Raw genomic sequence first — 16,567 nt, 5'->3', positions numbered from 1 at the left:
GGCTCAGACGATGGGTTGGTGGACGGTGACGAGCTTGGTGCCGTCGGGAAAGGTGGCCTCGACCTGGATGTCGGGAATCATCTCGGGGATGCCCTCCATCACGTCTTCGCGCGTGAGCACCAGGCGGCCCTCGCTCATGAGTTGCGCCACGGTCTTTCCGTCGCGCGCGCCCTCCATCACGGCGGCGCTGATGAGGGCCACCGCTTCGGGGTAATTGAGTTTGAGGCCACGCGCCTTGCGCCGCTCGGCCAGCAAGGCGGCGGTGAAGATGAGGAGCTTGTCTTTCTCGCGGGGTGTGAGTTCCATGGAGCGGTTCCAGCAAATTGCGTGCCGATGCAGCGCGTCATGGCATGGAATCTGCACCGTACCGGAGGTGAATGCCCAGATCCCTTCCGATGCCGTCGCCGATCCGCCGCCGGGCCGCCCCAAGGCGGATCAGCCCCCTTTGGGGGCAGCGACCCGCGAAGCGGCGGAGCGTGGGGGCATTGGTTCAGCACCACAACGCATCATCAAGGTGCGGCGCGACTACAACGCCTGGGTGGCCAGTGAGACACTAGAAGACTATGCGCTGCGCTTCACGCCACAGCGCTTCCGGCAATGGTCGGTCTGGCGCGTGGCCAACACGGCCTTTGGTGCGGCGTCGTTCCTGATCCTGGAGGCGGTGGGGGCCACACTGCTGGTGCAGTATGGCTTCGTCAACGCGGCCCTGGCCATCCTGGCCACCGGGCTCATCATCTTTCTGGCCGGCCTGCCCATCAGCGTGTACGCCGCCCGCTACGGGGTGGACATGGACCTGCTCACACGGGGCGCGGGTTTCGGCTACATCGGCTCCACCATCACCTCGCTGATCTACGCCAGCTTCACCTTCATCTTTTTTGCGCTGGAGGCGGCCGTGATGGCCTACGCGCTGGAGCTGGCCTTCGACATCCCGCCTGCCTGGGGCTACCTGATCTGCGCGGTGGTGGTGATTCCACTGGTGACACACGGGGTGTCCGTCATCGGCCGCTTGCAGGTCTGGACCCAGCCGCTGTGGCTGGTGATGCTGGTCTTGCCGTTCGTGTATGTGGCTATGCACGAACCGGGTGCATTCGGTGGCGTTGTGCACTACGGTGGCGCATCGGGTGAGGGTGCGCGTTTCAATGTGCACTTTTTCGGTGCTGCTTTGACGGTGGGCATCGCCCTCATCACCCAAATGGGGGAGCAGGCTGACTACCTGCGCTTCATGCCCGCGCGCGAAAAAGTGGGCGCGCTGCGCTGGTGGGCGGGCGTGTTGGCGGGTGGGCCGGGTTGGGTGTTGCTGGGCGTGCTCAAGATGTTGGGTGGCGCGGTGCTGGCCTACCTCGCCATCACCCACATGGTGCCGGTGGAGCGCGCGGTGGACCCCAACCAGATGTACCTGGCCGCCTACGAGTACGTTTTCCCGCACTACGGCTGGGCGGTGGCGGCCACGGCGCTTTTCGTGGTCGTCTCGCAACTCAAGATCAACGTCACCAATGCCTACGCCGGCTCGCTGGCTTGGAGCAACTTCTTCTCACGCCTCACCCACAGCCACCCGGGCCGCGTGGTGTGGGTGGTGTTCAACACGCTGATCGCCTTCATGCTCATGGAAATGAACGTGTTCCAGGCGCTGGGCGAGGTGCTGGGCCTGTACGCCAACATCGCCATCGCCTGGATCATGGCGGTGGTGGCCGATCTGGTGGTGAACAAGCCGCTGGGCCTGTCGCCCAAAGGCATCGAGTTCAAGCGTGCCCACCTCTACGACATCAACCCGGTCGGCGTGGGCGCTATGGCCCTGGCGTCAACCCTGTCCATCGCCGCGCACATGGGCGTGTTTGGTGCCCTGGCGCAGGCCTTCTCGGCCAGCATCGCCATGGTGACCGCCTTTGTGGCGGCACCGCTCATCGCATGGGGTACCCGGGGCCGCTACTACATCGCCCGACCCAGTGCGCCAGAACTGAGCGGTGAGCAGCGCCTGCGCACACACACCTGCGTGATTTGCGAACGCGACTACGAAGGCCCCGACATGGCCCACTGCCCCGCCTATGGCGGCGCCATCTGCTCGCTGTGCTGCACGCTGGATGCCCGCTGTGGCGACCAATGCAAACCCCACGCGCGCCTGAGTGTGCAGTGGGGCCAGGGCCTGCGGGCCGTGTTGCCGCGCCGCCTGTGGCCTTACCTCGACGCCGGTCTGGCCCACTACCTGTTGCTCATGGCGGTGGTGGCCCCTGTGCTGGCGGCGGTGTTGGGCCTGCTGTATGGGCAACAGCGCTCCCCCGGTTTTGTGCTGGTGTTTCTGGTGCTGCTCACGGTGGCGGCGGTGGTGGCCTGGTGGCTGGTGCTGGCGCACCAGAGCCGCGAGGTGGCGCAGGAGGAATCGCGCCGCCAGAGCGCGCTGCTGATGCAGGAAATCGCATCGCACCGCCGCACCGACGAGCAACTGCAGCAGGCCAAACGCGCCGCCGACCAGGCCAACCAGGCCAAGACGCGCTACATCAGCACCATCAGCCATGAGCTGCGCACACCGCTCAACAGCATTCTGGGTTACGCCCAATTGCTGCAGGAAGACACCGGCATGGCGCCGCACCGGGCCCAGGCCATCCAGGTCATCCACCGGGGCGGCGAGCACCTGCTCTCGCTCATCGAAGGCACGCTGGACATCGCCCGCATCGAGTCGGGCAAGCTGACGCTGGACCTCAAGCCCATGCGCTTTCAGGCCGCCATGGCCGAGATGGCGGGCCTGTTTGAACTGCAGGCGCAAGAGAAAGGTTTGCGCTTCCGTTTTGAGACCCAAGGCAGCCTGCCCCTGGCGGTGCGTGCCGACGAAAAACGCGTGCGCCAAATCCTCATCAACCTGCTGGGCAACGCCGTCAAGTTCACCGCGCGCGGCGAGGTGGCCCTGCGCGTGCGCTACGCCCGCGAGATGGCCCACATCGAGGTGACCGACACCGGGCCGGGCATGACGGCCGAGGACCTGCAACGCGTGTTCGAGCCCTTTGCACGCGGCAGCACGGCGGCCGGGGGGGCCCAAGGCTCGGGCCTGGGGCTGACGATCGCGAAGATGCTGACCGACCTCATGGGCGGCGAGATGACGGCCCACAGCACGCCGGGGCAGGGCACGGTGTTCCGTCTGCGCCTGTTTGTGCCCGAGTTGCAAGGCGCGGTGGCCCCGGCGGCGCTGACATCACCACCGCGCGTGGGTTACCAGGGGGCACGTCGCCGCGTGCTGGTGGTCGACAACGAAGAGGCCGACCGCAACCTCATTGCCCGCTGGCTCAGCCCTCTGGGCTTTGACGTGACCCTGGCCACCCACGGCGAAGACGCTTTGCGTGCCCTGGCCAACGGCCTGCGCCCCGACGCCGTGTGCATGGACCTGGCCATGCCCGGCATCGATGGTTGGGAGACGCTGCGCCGCATCCGCGCGCTGGGCCTGGTGCCCGAGCCTGCCTTGGCGGTCGTTTCGGCCAACGCCTTCGACAAAGGGCTGGACAACGACATCGGCCTGCCGCCGCGCGATTTCCTCGTCAAGCCGGTGCGGCGCGACGACCTGCTGGACTGGCTGGGCCAGCGCCTGGACCTGGCGTGGCAAGTGGACACGGCGCCCCCCGAGGCGCCGGCACCTGAAGCCGCTGTCAGCGAACAGGCCAGGCCCACAGCCGCCGAGCTGGACGCCTTGCTGGCCGCCACCCGGCTGGGTTACTACAAGGGCGTGGTGCGACAACTCGACGAATTGCTGGCGCGCCGTCCCGAGTGCACCCACTTCGTTCAGCGTGTGGCGGCGCTGGCGCGGGCCTTCCGGTTCGACGCCATCGACCAACTGATCGCGGAGACACAGCTTGACCCCCGCCACCCTTGACGCCGACGCCCCCCTGGTGCTCATCGTGGACGATGTGCCCGACAACGTGGCGGTGCTGCACGACGCGCTCGATGAGGCCGGTTACACCGTGCTGGTGGCGCTGGACGGCGAAAGTGCGCTCGCCCGCGCGGCCCAGGCCTTGCCCGACCTCATTCTGCTCGACGCCGTCATGCCCGGCATTGATGGTTTCGAGGTGGCGCGTCGCCTCAAGGCCAACCCGGCCACGGCCGCCATCCCCATCATCTTCATGACCGGGCTCACCGAGACCGAGCACCTGGTGGCCGCGCTGGAGGCCGGCGGCGCCGATTACGTGACCAAGCCCGTGAAGCCGCGCGAGGTGATGGCGCGCATGGGCGTGCACCTGCAAAGCGCCCGCCAGGCGCGCCAGGGCGCGCGCGAGCGACAGCAGGCCCGCAATGCGCTGGACGCGCTGGGCTACGCCGCCATCACCGTGCGCGCCAGCGACGGCCGCCTGATGTGGCAAACCCCGCTGGCACGCGAGTGGCTGCTGCGCTACTGCGGCACCCAGTCGCCCCACACGCCGCCCGAGGTGGTGGTGTGGCTGCAACGCCAGTTGCCGCCCGACCCCTTGCGCGAGCCACCACGCCTGAGCATGGAAAGCGGGCCACGCCGCCTGACCTTCCGTTTGCACCAGCAGGTGGACGACGGTGAGTGGCTGATCGTGATGCAGGAAAGCTCCGACACCAGCGTCATCGAAGCCACGGCACAAGCTTTTGGTCTCACCGCGCGCGAGGCCGAGGTGTTGTACTGGGTGGTGAAGGGCAAGATCAACCGCGACATCGGCGACATTCTTGGCGCCAGCCCGGCCACGGTAAAAAAACACCTCGAACGTGTGTACGCCAAGCTCGGGGTGGAAACGCGCACGGCCGCTGCGGCCATGGCCATCAACCGCGTGCGTGGGCTCGGGCCATCGGCTTGAAAGCCCGCACCTGTGTCGTTCTGATGCAGGTGTGTCCGGGTGTGAGTGGGCAGCCTTGTAGGAAAAAACCTGACACGATTTTCAGCGCGGCACCGACTTCAGAAATGTGAATTGAAATTTACATTGATTTTGTACTTTTCATTCCTTCGCAAATCAACGGGTCGTGCCATGGAAAACCTCAATGCTTTCTCGACAGTCCCTTCGAGCCCTTCTCACCTGTCTCCGCGCGTGGGCGAGGTGGTCCGTGCGCCCGTTGCCCTGCAGTGCGGCGCACTCAAGGAAGAGTGGCTGCCCTTCACCATCAAGTTGGTGAACAGCCAGGAAGATCTCGACAAAGCGGTGCAGATACGCCACGAGGCTTATGCGCGCCACTTGCCGGAGTTTGCGCAAACTTTGTTGCGTGCCGAAGGCGCGGACCACGAACCAGGTGTGGTGGTCTTGCTCGCAGAGTCCAAGCTCGACGGGTCGCCTTTGGGCACGATGCGCATCCAGTCCAACCGCTTTCGGCCGCTCACGCTGGAGCAGTCGGTGACGCTGCCAGCGCCGTTTTGTAACGCCACGCTGGCCGAAGCCACGCGCCTGGGGGTGACACAGGAAGCCGCAGGGCGCCTCGTCAAGACCGCCTTGTTCAAGTCCTTTTTCCTCTACTGCCACATGGTGGGCGTGGACTACATGGTGATTGCAGGGCGTGCGCCTATCGATCGACAGTACCAACGCCTGATGTTCAGCGACGTGTTTCCTGGGCAGGGATTCGTGCCGCTCAAACACGCTGGCGATCTGCCGCACCGCATCATGTCGTTCGAAGTGGAGACAGCCGAGCAGCGCTGGTTCGTGGCGCACCATCCGTTGTACCAGTTCGTGTTTCAGACGATTCACCAAGACATCGCGTTGCCTCCCTATGGCAACGCAGAGGCAAGTGCGAATGCTGCCGAGTGGCCCACCATGGGCATGACCACCCGCTTCGCCACCCAATAAGGCGGGGGGCAGCCGATCAGTGCACCTGATCGACCGATGTGCCCAAAAACAGGTCGGGCGTGGTGCCCAGTTTTTCCAGCGCATCGAGCACGGTTGCCATCTCCCCTTCGGCCGGAATGAAGTCTGCCGACGAACGAACGCCGAGGATGGCGGCCGGTGCTTGGGGCCTGGCCACCACGAAGCCCTGCACGTAGTCCACACCGATCTCGGCCAAGGTCTGTACCGTTTCAGCGTCCTCGGCCCATTCCGCAATGGTTTTCATGCCCAGGTTTTGCGCCAGGTTGACGATGGCCTCGACGATGGCAATGTTGGCCGGGTGCTGGTTCATGTTGACGATGAAGCTGCCATCGATCTTGAGCAGGTCACCTGGCAAGTCTTTCAGGTACGAGAACGAGGTGTAGCCGGCGCCGAAGTCGTCCAGCGCCACCTTGGCCCCGTACTGGCGCACCCGGTCGATGAAGCGGCGGGTGTTCTGTAGGTCGTGCAGCGCAACGCTTTCGGTGATTTCCAGGCAGATGTGGCGTGCGATCTCGATGTTCTGTTCCAGTGCTTCGAACACGTCGTCCACAAAGCGCTCGTCGTTCAAAGACGCGCCGCTGAGGTTCATGCAGACGAACTGGGTCGCACCCAGTGATGCCTGGTGGGTTTGCAGCCACTGCAGCGTGTGGTCCAGCACCCAGCGGTCGATCACGCCCATGCGTCCGCTGTTCTCGCCTGCGGCGATGAGACGGTCGGTGGGGATGCGGTTGCCGTTTTCGTCCTGCATGCGCAGCAACACCTCGAAGTTGAGCGAGGCGCGCGGTTTGCGCAGCGACATGATGGGCTGCATCTCGACGAACAGGCCGCTGAGGTCGGCCTGCGCGGACAGGCGCTCGACCAGGCGCATTTCGGCTTCGTGGTCCAGGAAGGCGCGGGCGTTTTTCTCGAACACCACCAGCCCGTCGGAATGCCCGGCTTTCGCCTCGCGGCAGGCGCGGTCGGCGGTGGCCACGGCGTCCTTGATGGAGGTGCCCGGGCCGACTTCAATCAGGCCCACCGAGCCACGCACATGAAACGCCCGTTCGCCCACACGGTATGGGGTGCCCCCGATGGTGGCTACCACGCCCTGGCAAATCAGTCGGGCCAGTTTGACGCGGGTGTCGGGCATCACGATGACAAATTCGTCGCCACCCACGCGCCCCAGACGCATGGGTTCTGACAGCAGCGTGTTGACCCGGGTGCAAACCTGTTGCAACACTTCGTCTCCCGCGTTGTGGCCGAACAGGTCGTTGATGAGTTTGAAACGGTCCAGATCGAGGTAGGCCAGCGCAAGCGGTCTGCCTTCGCGCGCGCCGCTGAGAGCTGCATCCAACGCCATTTCCACGCCACGGCGGTTGAGGACCTTCGTGAGCGGGTCGTTGTGTGCCAAGAAGCGAAGGTTTTCGATGGCAAGCGATTTTTCGGTCACATCCTGCAGCGAACCTTCGATTTTGTCGCGCGCCAGAGCTGCGCGCACCATGTAGCGCCGCGGACGGGCGTTGTCGTCCTGGCGCAAACCCTCGACTTCCAGTTCTACCGTCTTCTGCTGGTGCAACTGCTGGTGCAAGTGGGTCCAGGCGCCCTGCCTGAACTGCCGGTACCAGTCGTTGTGGCCAGGCTCCAGCACCTGTTCGCCCAGCATTTGCAGCAAGGCCGGGTTGGCGCTCATGATGCGCCCCTGCATGTCGAGCGTGAACAGTCCGATGGGCATGGCCTCGTACGTGTGCTGCAGCTCAGCCTGGATTTCCAGCCGTTGTTCATGCTCCTGTTTCATCTGCGCAGCAATGGCCAGCGCAGCCATCAGGCTGGAAGAGAGCGCCGCCGTCACGCTGTTGACGCTGTCAATCAAACCTTTGATGCCCAGGGCGGCAGAGATCACCTCGTACAGGCTGGCGAACAAGGTAATGGTGATGGATGCGGCGTACCACATGGCCACGCGCGAGCGGGTAAGCCACAGGATGCGACCGAGAAAGAACACCAACACGATGATGTTGAACGCGGTCGACACCCAGATCAGCGGCAGGAAGCTGGCGTAAGACAACGTCGCCGACAGCATCAACAGGGGCAGGCATGTCCACTGCGCCAGTCGCATCAGTTGTTGGTAGCCCACTTTGTTCAGTTCGTCTTCAAAGAAGGTGCGGAACAGGGTGATGGTGGTCACGTAATACACCGCCACAGTGATCAGGCGTGATGGTTGTAGCCAGTTCACCGGTACTAAGTGACCCAGCCACTGATAGTCCCAACCCGCAGAGAGGGCAGCCATGCGCAAGTTCACGACCAGCCATGTCGAAAACAACACATAGGTGGTGTTTCGGTTGATCAGCCCAGTCAGGAACACAAACAACGCGAGGATCATCACCCCGCCATCGAGCAGACCAGCGTAGTTGTGAAACTGCTGTGTGGAGCGCAACAGCACAGGTGAGTCCCACTGCTGGGCCCGTATGCGCGCGGGCCCCACAAAGAGGGCTCGGCAGATTGCCGAGTCGACGGCCCGGTCCACTGGCAGCGCGAGGGCGAAACCCGCTTTGAGAAGCGACAGGGGGCCTGTGTCGGTGCCGCGGTCGGCGTGCCCCAATTCGGTCAGGTTCTGCGCATCCCAGCAAGTGATTTCGGTCGCGTGCCGCGAGCTGAACTCCACCGACTGGGGAATCGCGCTGTCGTGTTCCGCTATGTCAAGACGCAGCCAAAAAGGCCGGGTGGACAACTGTGTGTCTCTGTGCACCACAGCAGGCGGATTGACCTCGGCCAGCGTTTTCAAGGCGTCTTGTGGCGTCCAGTTGCCGCGAAGGTCTTCCACCACCTGAAAGCTCAGAGCCTGGCCTTGCAGGGAGGGGTAGTGACTGGGCCAGGCGACCAGCGCAAGGGCCGAGAGCCCGAGCATCAGCAGCGGCAACAAATAGGTGGACAAACGGAACAGCAACCGATCCAACACCTGGTGGCAGGCGCTCAACCAGGAGGTAACGGCTGGGCTTGTCACATTTAACATTTATTCCGTTGTCTCTTCACTTTGCTGGCGGTGCAATATTGATTCGCATTGGTTCGATCAATTATGAAGTGAATGTGAGTTGTTTGCCGGTTGTGACGCAACCCAGGTTCGAATTTGAACGCCCGTCTGTCTCCTTGTGTGCACACCCGCCCGCATACGCCACCCGGCGTACATACGCCACCCAGGGTTCTCCCTAGCATCCAGTCATCCCCTCTGAAGCGGCCTGCGAGGGCCGGGGCAAGGGGACACAAGCCACCCCTTTGTGTTGTCTGGAAACCTGGAGAAACCCCATGTCGCAAGCGCAGAACACCCGCCGATTCACCCTCAAAGCCCTGACGGTGGCCACCGCCCTGGGCGCCTTTGGCCTGTCGGCCCACGCGCAAGAGACCATCAAGGTCGGCGTGTTGCACAGCCTGTCGGGCACCATGGCCATTTCGGAAACCGTGCTCAAGGACGTGGCCCTGATGGCCATCGACGAGATCAACGCCAAGGGCGGTGTGTTGGGCAAGAAGCTCGAACCCGTGGTGGTGGACCCGGCCTCCAACTGGCCGCTGTTTGCCGAAAAGGCCAAACAACTGATCGACCAGGACAAGGTGGCCGCCGTGTTCGGCTGCTGGACTTCGGTGTCGCGCAAGTCGGTGCTGCCGGTGTTTGAGGAAAAGAACTCGCTGCTGTTCTACCCCGTGCAGTACGAGGGTGAAGAGCTGAGCAAGAACGTGTTCTACACCGGTGCCGCGCCCAACCAGCAGGCCATTCCCGCCGTGGAGTACCTGATGAGCAAGGACGGTGGCTCGGCCAAGCGCTGGGTGCTGCTGGGCACCGACTACGTTTACCCCCGCACCACCAACAAGATCCTGCGTGCCTTCCTCAAAGCCAAGGGCGTGAAGGATGAGGACATCATGGAGGAGTACACCCCCTTCGGCCACTCCGACTACCAGACCATCATCGCCAACATCAAGAAGTTCGCGTCTGCCGGCAAGAAGACGGCGGTGGTCTCCACCATCAACGGCGACTCCAATGTGCCCTTCTACAAGGAGTTGGGCAACGCTGGTCTGTCGGCCAAGGACGTGCCGGTGGTGGCCTTCTCGGTGGGTGAGGAAGAGCTGCGCGGTGTGGACACCAAGCCGCTGGTGGGCCACCTGGCCGCATGGAACTACTTCATGAGTATCAAGAACCCGGCCAACGCCGAGTTCACCAAGAAGTGGGCCGCATACGCCAAGGCCAAGAACATCGCTGGCCACAAGGACAAGCCGCTGACCAACGACCCGATGGAAGCCACTTACATCGGCATCAACATGTGGGCGCAGGCCGTGGCCAAGGCCAAGAGCACCGACACCGACAAGGTGATTGCCGCCATGGCCGGCCAGACCTTCAAGGCGCCGGGCGGCTTCACCTCCACCATGGACAAGGAAAACCACCACCTGCACAAGCCGGTGTTCATCGGTGAGATCAAGGCCGACGGTCAGTTCAACGTGGTGTGGAAGACCCCGGGCCCGGTGGTGGCCGACCCGTGGAGCGACTACATCGCCGAGAACAAGGGCAAGAAAAACGTCGCCATGGCGAAGTGAGCGAGGGAGCATGATGCGCTGGCTGCGTTCCTGTTGTGCCCTGCTGTGCCTGATGGGCGCAGCCAGTGTTCATGCCCTGACCCCGGCCGACGCCTTGGCGTTGGTCGAGGGCGATGGTGATGCGCGCATCGCCACACTCAACCGCCTGGCGGCCAAGCCCGACGACCAGGCCCAGGCGCTGATGAAAGCGCTGGCCGATGGTGCGGTCAAAGTGCTGGGCCAGCAGGTGCTGATCGTGGCCGACGACGGCAGCACCACCGACGCCACCACCGGTGCGGCGGTGGCACAGAACGACGAGGCACAAGACGTCATTGTCAACAACCGCATGCGGGGTGCGCTGGAAGCCGCCCTCGCGGTGCGTCAACTGTTTGGCAGCGACGTGGGTGCGCAGCGTGACGCGGCCAAGCTGCTGCAGCGCGCGGCATTTGAAGAGCCCGACGCCACACAGATTCCCCTGATCGAGAAGGCCCTGGCCGGCGCGCTGGACGACCAGGCGCGCGACAGCCTGGACTTGGCTCTGGCCGCCATGCAGCTGGCCGCCGAAGACGACGCCAAGCGCCTGAGTGCCGCCAAGGCTCTGGGCGAAAAAAGCCGGCCCACGCTGCGCCCGCTGTTGTTGCAGCGCCTGGAGGCGGAAGCCAACCCGGCGGTCAAGGCCGCGCTGTCGGCCGCTCTCTCGGCCATCGACCGCCAACTGGCGCTGGGCAGCGCCCTGTCGCAGGCCTTCACCGGCATCAGCCTGGGTTCCATCCTGCTGCTGGCCGCGCTGGGCCTGGCCATCACCTACGGCCTCATGGGCGTGATCAACATGGCCCACGGCGAGCTGATCATGATCGGCGCCTACGCCACCTGGGCGGTGCAGGTCTTCTTCCGCAACAGCCTGCCCGGTCTGTTCGACTGGTATTTGCTCGCCGCGCTGCCCGTGGCTTTCCTGACCTCGGCCCTGGTCGGCGCGGCCATGGAGCGCAGCGTGATCCGCTTCTTGTACGGCCGCCCGCTGGAAACCCTGCTGGCCACCTGGGGCATCAGCCTGGTGCTGATGCAACTGGTGCGCAGCCTGTTTGGCGCGCAGAACGTGGGCGTGGAAAACCCCAGCTGGATGAGCGGCAACATCACCCTGCTGGGCAACCTCACCCTGCCCTGGAACCGCCTCATCATCATCGCCTTTGCCGCCGCCGTGTTGCTGGGCGTGACGCTGCTGATCGCGCGCACCCGGCTGGGCCTGTTCGTGCGCGGTGTCACGCAGAACCGACCGATTGCCTCTTGTATGGGCGTCAACACCGCCCGCATCGACACCTACGCCTTCGCGCTGGGTTCGGGCATCGCGGGCCTGGCCGGTTGTGCGCTGAGCCAGATCGGCAACGTGGGGCCCGACCTGGGCCAGAACTACATCGTGGATTCGTTCATGGTGGTGGTGCTCGGCGGTGTGGGCCAACTGGCGGGCACGGTGTACGCCGCACTGGGCCTGGGCCTGCTCAACAAATTGCTGGAAGGCTGGACCGGTGCGGTGCTGGCCAAGATCGCCGTGCTGATTTTCATCATCGTGTTCATCCAGAAGCGGCCACAAGGCATCTTCGCGATGAAGGGCCGCAACGCCGAAGCCTGATCAGACCATGACGACACAAGCCATTTCTCCCTCCGTGGCGCTGCCTCAGGCTGGCCCGCTGCTCACCCGTCCGGGCTGGAGCGCCTTCATCGTGGCCTTGCTGCTGGTGTGCGCGCTGGCACCTGTGCTCAACCTGCTGGTGCCTGAAGACAGTGCCTTCCACCTCTCGGGCTACATGGTGGGCCTGCTGGGCAAGATCATGTGCTACGCCATCTGCGCGCTGGCCATGGACCTCATCTGGGGCTACACCGGCATCCTCAGCCTGGGCCACGGCCTGTTCTTTGCGCTGGGTGGCTATGTGATGGGCATGTACCTCATGCGCCAGATCGGCCGCGACGGCAACTACAAAAGCGATCTGCCCGACTTCATGGTCTTTCTGGACTGGAAGGAACTGCCCTGGCATTGGGCCTTGAGCGACAGCTTTTTCGCCACGCTGCTGTTCATCGTGCTGGTGCCGGGTGTGGTGGCCTTTGTGTTCGGCTACTTCGCCTTCCGCTCGCGCATCAAGGGCGTGTACTTTTCGATCATCACCCAGGCGCTGACCTTTGCCGCGCTGCTGCTGTTCTTCCGCAACGAAACCGGCATGGGCGGCAACAACGGCTTCACCGATTTCAAGCGCATCCTGGGCCTGCCCATCGCCACGCCGGGTATGCGCATGACGCTGTTTGTTGTCACCGGCCTCACGCTGCTGGGCTTCTATCTGTTCGCGCGCTGGCTGGTGGGCAGCAAGTTTGGCCGCGTGCTGCAAGCCGTGCGCGATGCGGAAAGCCGCGTCATGTTTTGTGGCTACAACCCGCTGCCCTACAAGCTCACCATCTGGACCATCTCGGCCGTGATGTGTGGCGTGGCCGGTGCGCTGTATGTGCCGCAGGTGGGCATCATCAACCCGGGCGAAATGAGCACAGCGGCCAGCATCGAGATGGCGGTGTGGGCCGCCGTGGGCGGGCGCGCCACGCTGGTGGGGCCCATCGCCGGGGCCTTCATCGTCAACGGCGCCAAAAGCTGGCTCACCGTGGCTTTCCCTGAGTTCTGGCTTTATTTCCTGGGCGCGCTGTTCATTGCGGTGACCTTGTGGATGCCACAAGGTGTGGTGGGGCTGGTGAAGAAACTGCGTGGAGGCAAGGCATGACGCCCGATCTGATGGAAGCGGGCGCGCAGCGCTTTGAAAAGGCCGCGCAGGCCGCTGTGCTGGGCCAAACCGAATCCGGTGGCCGCAGCGCGGGTTATGGCCGCATCGCCAAGGCGGGCGAGGTGGACACCACCCATGGCCGCATCCTCTACCTCGAAGATGTGCACGTGAGCTTCGACGGCTTCAAGGCCATCAACGGGCTGAACCTGGACATTGCCCCTGGGGAGTTGCGCTGCATCATCGGGCCCAACGGCGCCGGCAAGACGACGATGATGGACATCATCACCGGCAAGACCCGGCCCGACCAAGGCTCGGTGTTTTTCGGCAGCACCATTGACTTGCTGCGCCACCGCGAGGCCGAGATCGCCGCCCTGGGCATTGGCCGCAAGTTCCAGAAGCCCACGGTGTTCGAGCAGCTCAGCGTGTTCGAGAACCTGGAGTTGGCGCTGGCCACCGACAAACGGGTGCGCCACAGCATGGTGTTCACGCTGACCGGCGAAGAGAAAGACCGCCTGGCCGAGGTGTTGACCACCATCCACTTGGCAGACAGCGCCAGCCGCCAGGCCGGCCTGTTGAGCCACGGCCAGAAGGAGTGGCTGGAGATTGGCATGTTGCTCATGCAAGACCCCAAGCTCTTGCTGCTCGACGAACCGGTGGCCGGCATGACCGACGAAGAAACCGCCCGCACCGCCGAGCTGTTTCTCACCCTCAAGGGCAAACATTCGCTGATGGTGGTGGAGCACGACATGAGCTTCATCCGCGCCATCTCTGAAAAGGTCACCGTGTTGTGCGACGGCTCGGTGCTGGCCGAAGGCACGCTGGACGAAGTGCAGGCCGATGAACGCGTGATCGAGGTTTACCTCGGTCGCTGAGGAGTACACACATGAGCCTGCTCGAAGTCAAAGACGTCAACCAGTATTACGGTGGCAGCCACATCCTGCGCAACGTCAACCTGCGTGCCGAACTCGGCCAGGTCACCGTGGTGCTGGGGCGCAATGGGGTGGGCAAGACCACCTTGCTCAAATCCCTCATGGGCCTGGTGCCCATCAAGAGCGGCGGCATCACCTTCAACGGCCAGCCCATCGACAAGGCCACGCCCTACGAACGGGCGCGCGCCGGCATGGGTTTTGTGCCGCAGGGGCGCGAGATTTTTGCCCGCCTGACGGTGTTGGAAAACCTGCAGATGGGCCTGGCTTACAAACCGGGGGGCACGCCCATTCCGGCCGAGCTGTTCGAGCTGTTCCCGGTGCTGAAGCAGATGCTGGGGCGCCGGGGCGGCGATCTCTCGGGTGGCCAGCAACAGCAGCTGGCCATCGCGCGTGCGCTGGCCGCTGGCCCCAAGTTGCTGATCCTGGACGAACCCACCGAGGGCATACAGCCCAACATCATCAAAGACATCGGCAAGGTGATCCGCATGCTGGCCGACCGGGGCGACATGGCCATCGTGCTGGTGGAGCAGTACTACGACTTTGCCGAAGCCTTGGCCGACCAGTACGTGGTGATGGAGCGCGGCGAGGTGATTGCGAGTGGGCCGGGTAGCGAAATGCAGGCCAAGGACATCCGGCAGCTGGTGGCCATCTGAGCGGCCATCGGAGCGGTGCGGGCAGGCGGCACAATGTCGCCATGCCGACCATTGAAAACCCCCGCCAAACCCTCGTCGATCTGTTCCAAGTGGCGGTGCAGCGCGCCATGCCGCTGCACACCCTGGGCGCCCACCTGCCACCACCGCCGCCACCCGGTGGCCGCACCGTGGTGCTGGGGGCCGGCAAGGCCGGCGCCGCCATGGCGCTGGCCCTTGAGACCCTGTGGCCCGAGCACGTGCGTGCCCACGGTGGCACCGACACCCGCCTGACCGGCCTGGTGGTCACACGTTATGGCCACCTGCCGCCCCGACCGGCCGACGTGCCGCAGCAGATCGAGGTGGTGGAAGCCGCCCACCCCGTGCCCGACGAGGCCGGCTTGCGAGCCGCCCAGCGCATGCTGGAAATGGCCCACGGGTGCACCGCCAACGACCTCGTCATCTGCCTCATCTCCGGCGGAGGTTCATCGCTGCTCACCTGGCCTTGCGAAGGCCTGTCGCTTGCCGACAAGCAACGCATCAACCGCGAACTGCTGCGCAGCGGCGCCGACATCGGTGAGATGAACACCGTGCGCAAACACCTCTCGCGCATCAAAGGTGGCCGGCTGGCGCAGGCCTGTGCGCCTGCGCGTGTCGTCACCCTGGCCATCAGCGACGTGCCCGGCGACGATCCGGCCGTCATCGCCAGCGGCCCCACGGTGCCCGATGCCAGCACCTGCGAGCAGACCCTCGACATTCTGCGCCGCTACCAGATCGACGTGCCTGCGGTGGTGCGCGTGGGCTTGACCAGTGGTGCGTTGGAGTCGGTCAAGCCCGGTCATCCGGCTTTGGCGGGGCAACAATTTGCCATGATCGCCACCCCTGCGCAGTCCTTGCAGGCGGCGGCCGATGCAGCGCGTGCCCTCGGCCTCAACGCCTATGTGCTGAGCGACGAAATCGAGGGTGAGTCGCGTGAAGTGGGCAAGGTACATGCGGCCTTGGCGCGCGCGGCGGCGCGCGGCGAGGGACCGTTTCAAAAGCCCTGCGTCATCCTGTCGGGTGGCGAAACCACCGTCACCGTGCGCCCGCAACCCGAAGGCACACCGCGCGGGCGCGGCGGGCGTGCAGGCGAGTTCTGCATGGGCCTGGCGCAGGCGCTGCAAGGGCAGCCGGGTGTGTGGGGCATCGCCGCCGACACCGATGGCATTGATGGCGTGGAAGACAACGCGGGCGCGTTGGTGGCACCTGATACCCTGGCGCGCGCGCAGGCCGCCGGCGTGTCGCTGCAAGCCCACCTGGATCACAACGATGCGTACAGCTTCTTTGACCCCATCGGTGACCTCGTGGTGACGGGGCCGACCAACACCAACGTCAACGATTTCCGCGCGTTGCTGGTGTTGTGAGCTTGTCGGTCTGTGCGCAGCCGGCGCACAGACCTTGTATCTCGATGCCGTGCACCGCAAAACCCGTGGCCTTCAAGGCCTGGGCCACCACAGCGTGGCAGCCCTCGGCGTCCCACTCGGTGGCGCTGCCGCAGCGCTCACAAATCAAAAAAGAGGGTTCGTGGTGGCGGTGGTGGTCGTGCTGGCAGTAGACGAAGCTGCTGTTGCTGGCCACCTTGTGCACGATGTCATGGGCCACCAAAAAATCGAGCGAGCGGTAGACCGCCATGGGCGCGACCGAGGCACCGCCGCTTTGCAGGTCGGCCAGCAGCTCGTAGGCCTTGGCGGTGCCCCCACGGCGCAGCAGGGCTTGCAGCACCGCCTTGCGTCCGCTGGTGAGCTTGAGACCGTGGTCCAGGCAGTGCCGATCTGCTGAGGCCAGCTGCGCGTCGATGTCTTTGGCTTGGGCGGCTGTGGCTTGTGCCTTGGGGGAAGCGCGGGGCGAGGAGGGGGCACGGGGCATGGCGCCCATTTTAGGGGGCCGTCTGCCTG

At 64.6% G+C, this 16,567-nt stretch carries 12 protein-coding genes; 9 read left to right on the top strand and 3 right to left on the bottom strand.

Features of this window, described 5'->3' with window-relative positions; all coding sequences use genetic code 11:
* Positions 1 to 3: 3 nt before the first annotated feature.
* Positions 4 to 306 carry an urease subunit gamma gene (locus ACFQPB_RS07190; protein WP_382221240.1) on the bottom strand — a complete coding sequence of 101 codons (303 nt, stop codon included), beginning with the start codon at positions 304 to 306 and terminating at the stop codon, positions 4 to 6.
* Between ACFQPB_RS07190 and ACFQPB_RS07185 the strand changes: the two genes are divergently transcribed.
* The 3 genes from ACFQPB_RS07185 to ACFQPB_RS07175 all read left to right on the top strand — a co-directional run bounded on the left by ACFQPB_RS07185 (position 305) and on the right by ACFQPB_RS07175 (position 5,768).
* On the top strand, positions 305 to 3,853 hold the full coding sequence (locus ACFQPB_RS07185; RefSeq protein ID WP_382221238.1) for a hybrid sensor histidine kinase/response regulator: 3,549 nt from the start codon (positions 305 to 307) through the stop codon (positions 3,851 to 3,853). The genes ACFQPB_RS07190 and ACFQPB_RS07185 overlap by 2 nt on opposite strands.
* The gene (locus tag ACFQPB_RS07180) at positions 3,834 to 4,793 is read left to right on the top strand and encodes a response regulator (RefSeq protein ID WP_382221235.1); all 960 of its coding nucleotides are present in this window, start codon (positions 3,834 to 3,836) and stop codon (positions 4,791 to 4,793) included. The genes ACFQPB_RS07185 and ACFQPB_RS07180 overlap by 20 nt, the downstream gene beginning before the upstream one ends.
* A 228-nt stretch (positions 4,794 to 5,021) precedes the next feature.
* Positions 5,022 to 5,768, top strand: a complete 747-nt coding sequence (locus tag ACFQPB_RS07175; protein WP_382221232.1) for an N-acyl amino acid synthase FeeM domain-containing protein — start codon at positions 5,022 to 5,024, stop codon at positions 5,766 to 5,768.
* A gap of 16 nt (positions 5,769 to 5,784) precedes the next feature.
* Here the strand turns inward: ACFQPB_RS07175 and ACFQPB_RS07170 are convergent, their stop codons facing one another.
* Positions 5,785 to 8,736, bottom strand: a complete 2,952-nt coding sequence (locus ACFQPB_RS07170; protein ID WP_382221229.1) for an EAL domain-containing protein — start codon at positions 8,734 to 8,736, stop codon at positions 5,785 to 5,787.
* Positions 8,737 to 9,062: 326 nt separating this feature from the next.
* Between ACFQPB_RS07170 and urtA the strand changes: the two genes are divergently transcribed.
* The 6 genes from urtA to ACFQPB_RS07140 are packed head-to-tail and all read left to right on the top strand — an operon-like array spanning position 9,063 to position 16,036.
* Positions 9,063 to 10,340, top strand: a complete 1,278-nt coding sequence (gene urtA, locus ACFQPB_RS07165) for an urea ABC transporter substrate-binding protein (RefSeq protein WP_382199079.1) — start codon at positions 9,063 to 9,065, stop codon at positions 10,338 to 10,340.
* 10 nt (positions 10,341 to 10,350) lie between these two features.
* Positions 10,351 to 11,946 (top strand): urea ABC transporter permease subunit UrtB, encoded by a 1,596-nt coding sequence (gene urtB, locus ACFQPB_RS07160; RefSeq protein ID WP_382221227.1) that lies wholly within the window; start codon positions 10,351 to 10,353, stop codon positions 11,944 to 11,946.
* Positions 11,947 to 11,953: 7 nt separating this feature from the next.
* Positions 11,954 to 13,075: an urea ABC transporter permease subunit UrtC gene (gene urtC / locus ACFQPB_RS07155; protein ID WP_382221224.1), complete on the top strand. Its 1,122-nt coding sequence runs from the start codon at positions 11,954 to 11,956 to the stop codon at positions 13,073 to 13,075.
* Complete coding sequence (urtD, locus tag ACFQPB_RS07150; protein WP_382221221.1) at positions 13,072 to 13,947, top strand: urea ABC transporter ATP-binding protein UrtD; 876 nt, start codon at positions 13,072 to 13,074, stop codon at positions 13,945 to 13,947. The genes urtC and urtD overlap by 4 nt, the downstream gene beginning before the upstream one ends.
* A 17-nt stretch (positions 13,948 to 13,964) precedes the next feature.
* Positions 13,965 to 14,657, top strand: coding sequence for an urea ABC transporter ATP-binding subunit UrtE (gene urtE / locus ACFQPB_RS07145; protein WP_382222015.1), 693 nt, complete (start codon positions 13,965 to 13,967; stop codon positions 14,655 to 14,657).
* Positions 14,658 to 14,698: 41 nt separating this feature from the next.
* On the top strand, positions 14,699 to 16,036 hold the full coding sequence (locus tag ACFQPB_RS07140; RefSeq protein WP_382221219.1) for a glycerate kinase type-2 family protein: 1,338 nt from the start codon (positions 14,699 to 14,701) through the stop codon (positions 16,034 to 16,036).
* Here the strand turns inward: ACFQPB_RS07140 and ACFQPB_RS07135 are convergent.
* On the bottom strand, positions 16,005 to 16,538 hold the full coding sequence (locus ACFQPB_RS07135; protein ID WP_382221217.1) for a Fur family transcriptional regulator: 534 nt from the start codon (positions 16,536 to 16,538) through the stop codon (positions 16,005 to 16,007). The genes ACFQPB_RS07140 and ACFQPB_RS07135 overlap by 32 nt on opposite strands.
* Between the last annotated feature and the right edge of the window lie 29 nt (positions 16,539 to 16,567).

Origin of the sequence: Hydrogenophaga atypica, assembly GCF_042665215.1 — a bacterium.
Lineage (GTDB): Bacteria > Pseudomonadota > Gammaproteobacteria > Burkholderiales > Burkholderiaceae_C > Hydrogenophaga > Hydrogenophaga defluvii_A.
Note: the sequence above shows the minus strand (reverse complement) of the source record. Positions and strands in the feature narration are given on the sequence as shown.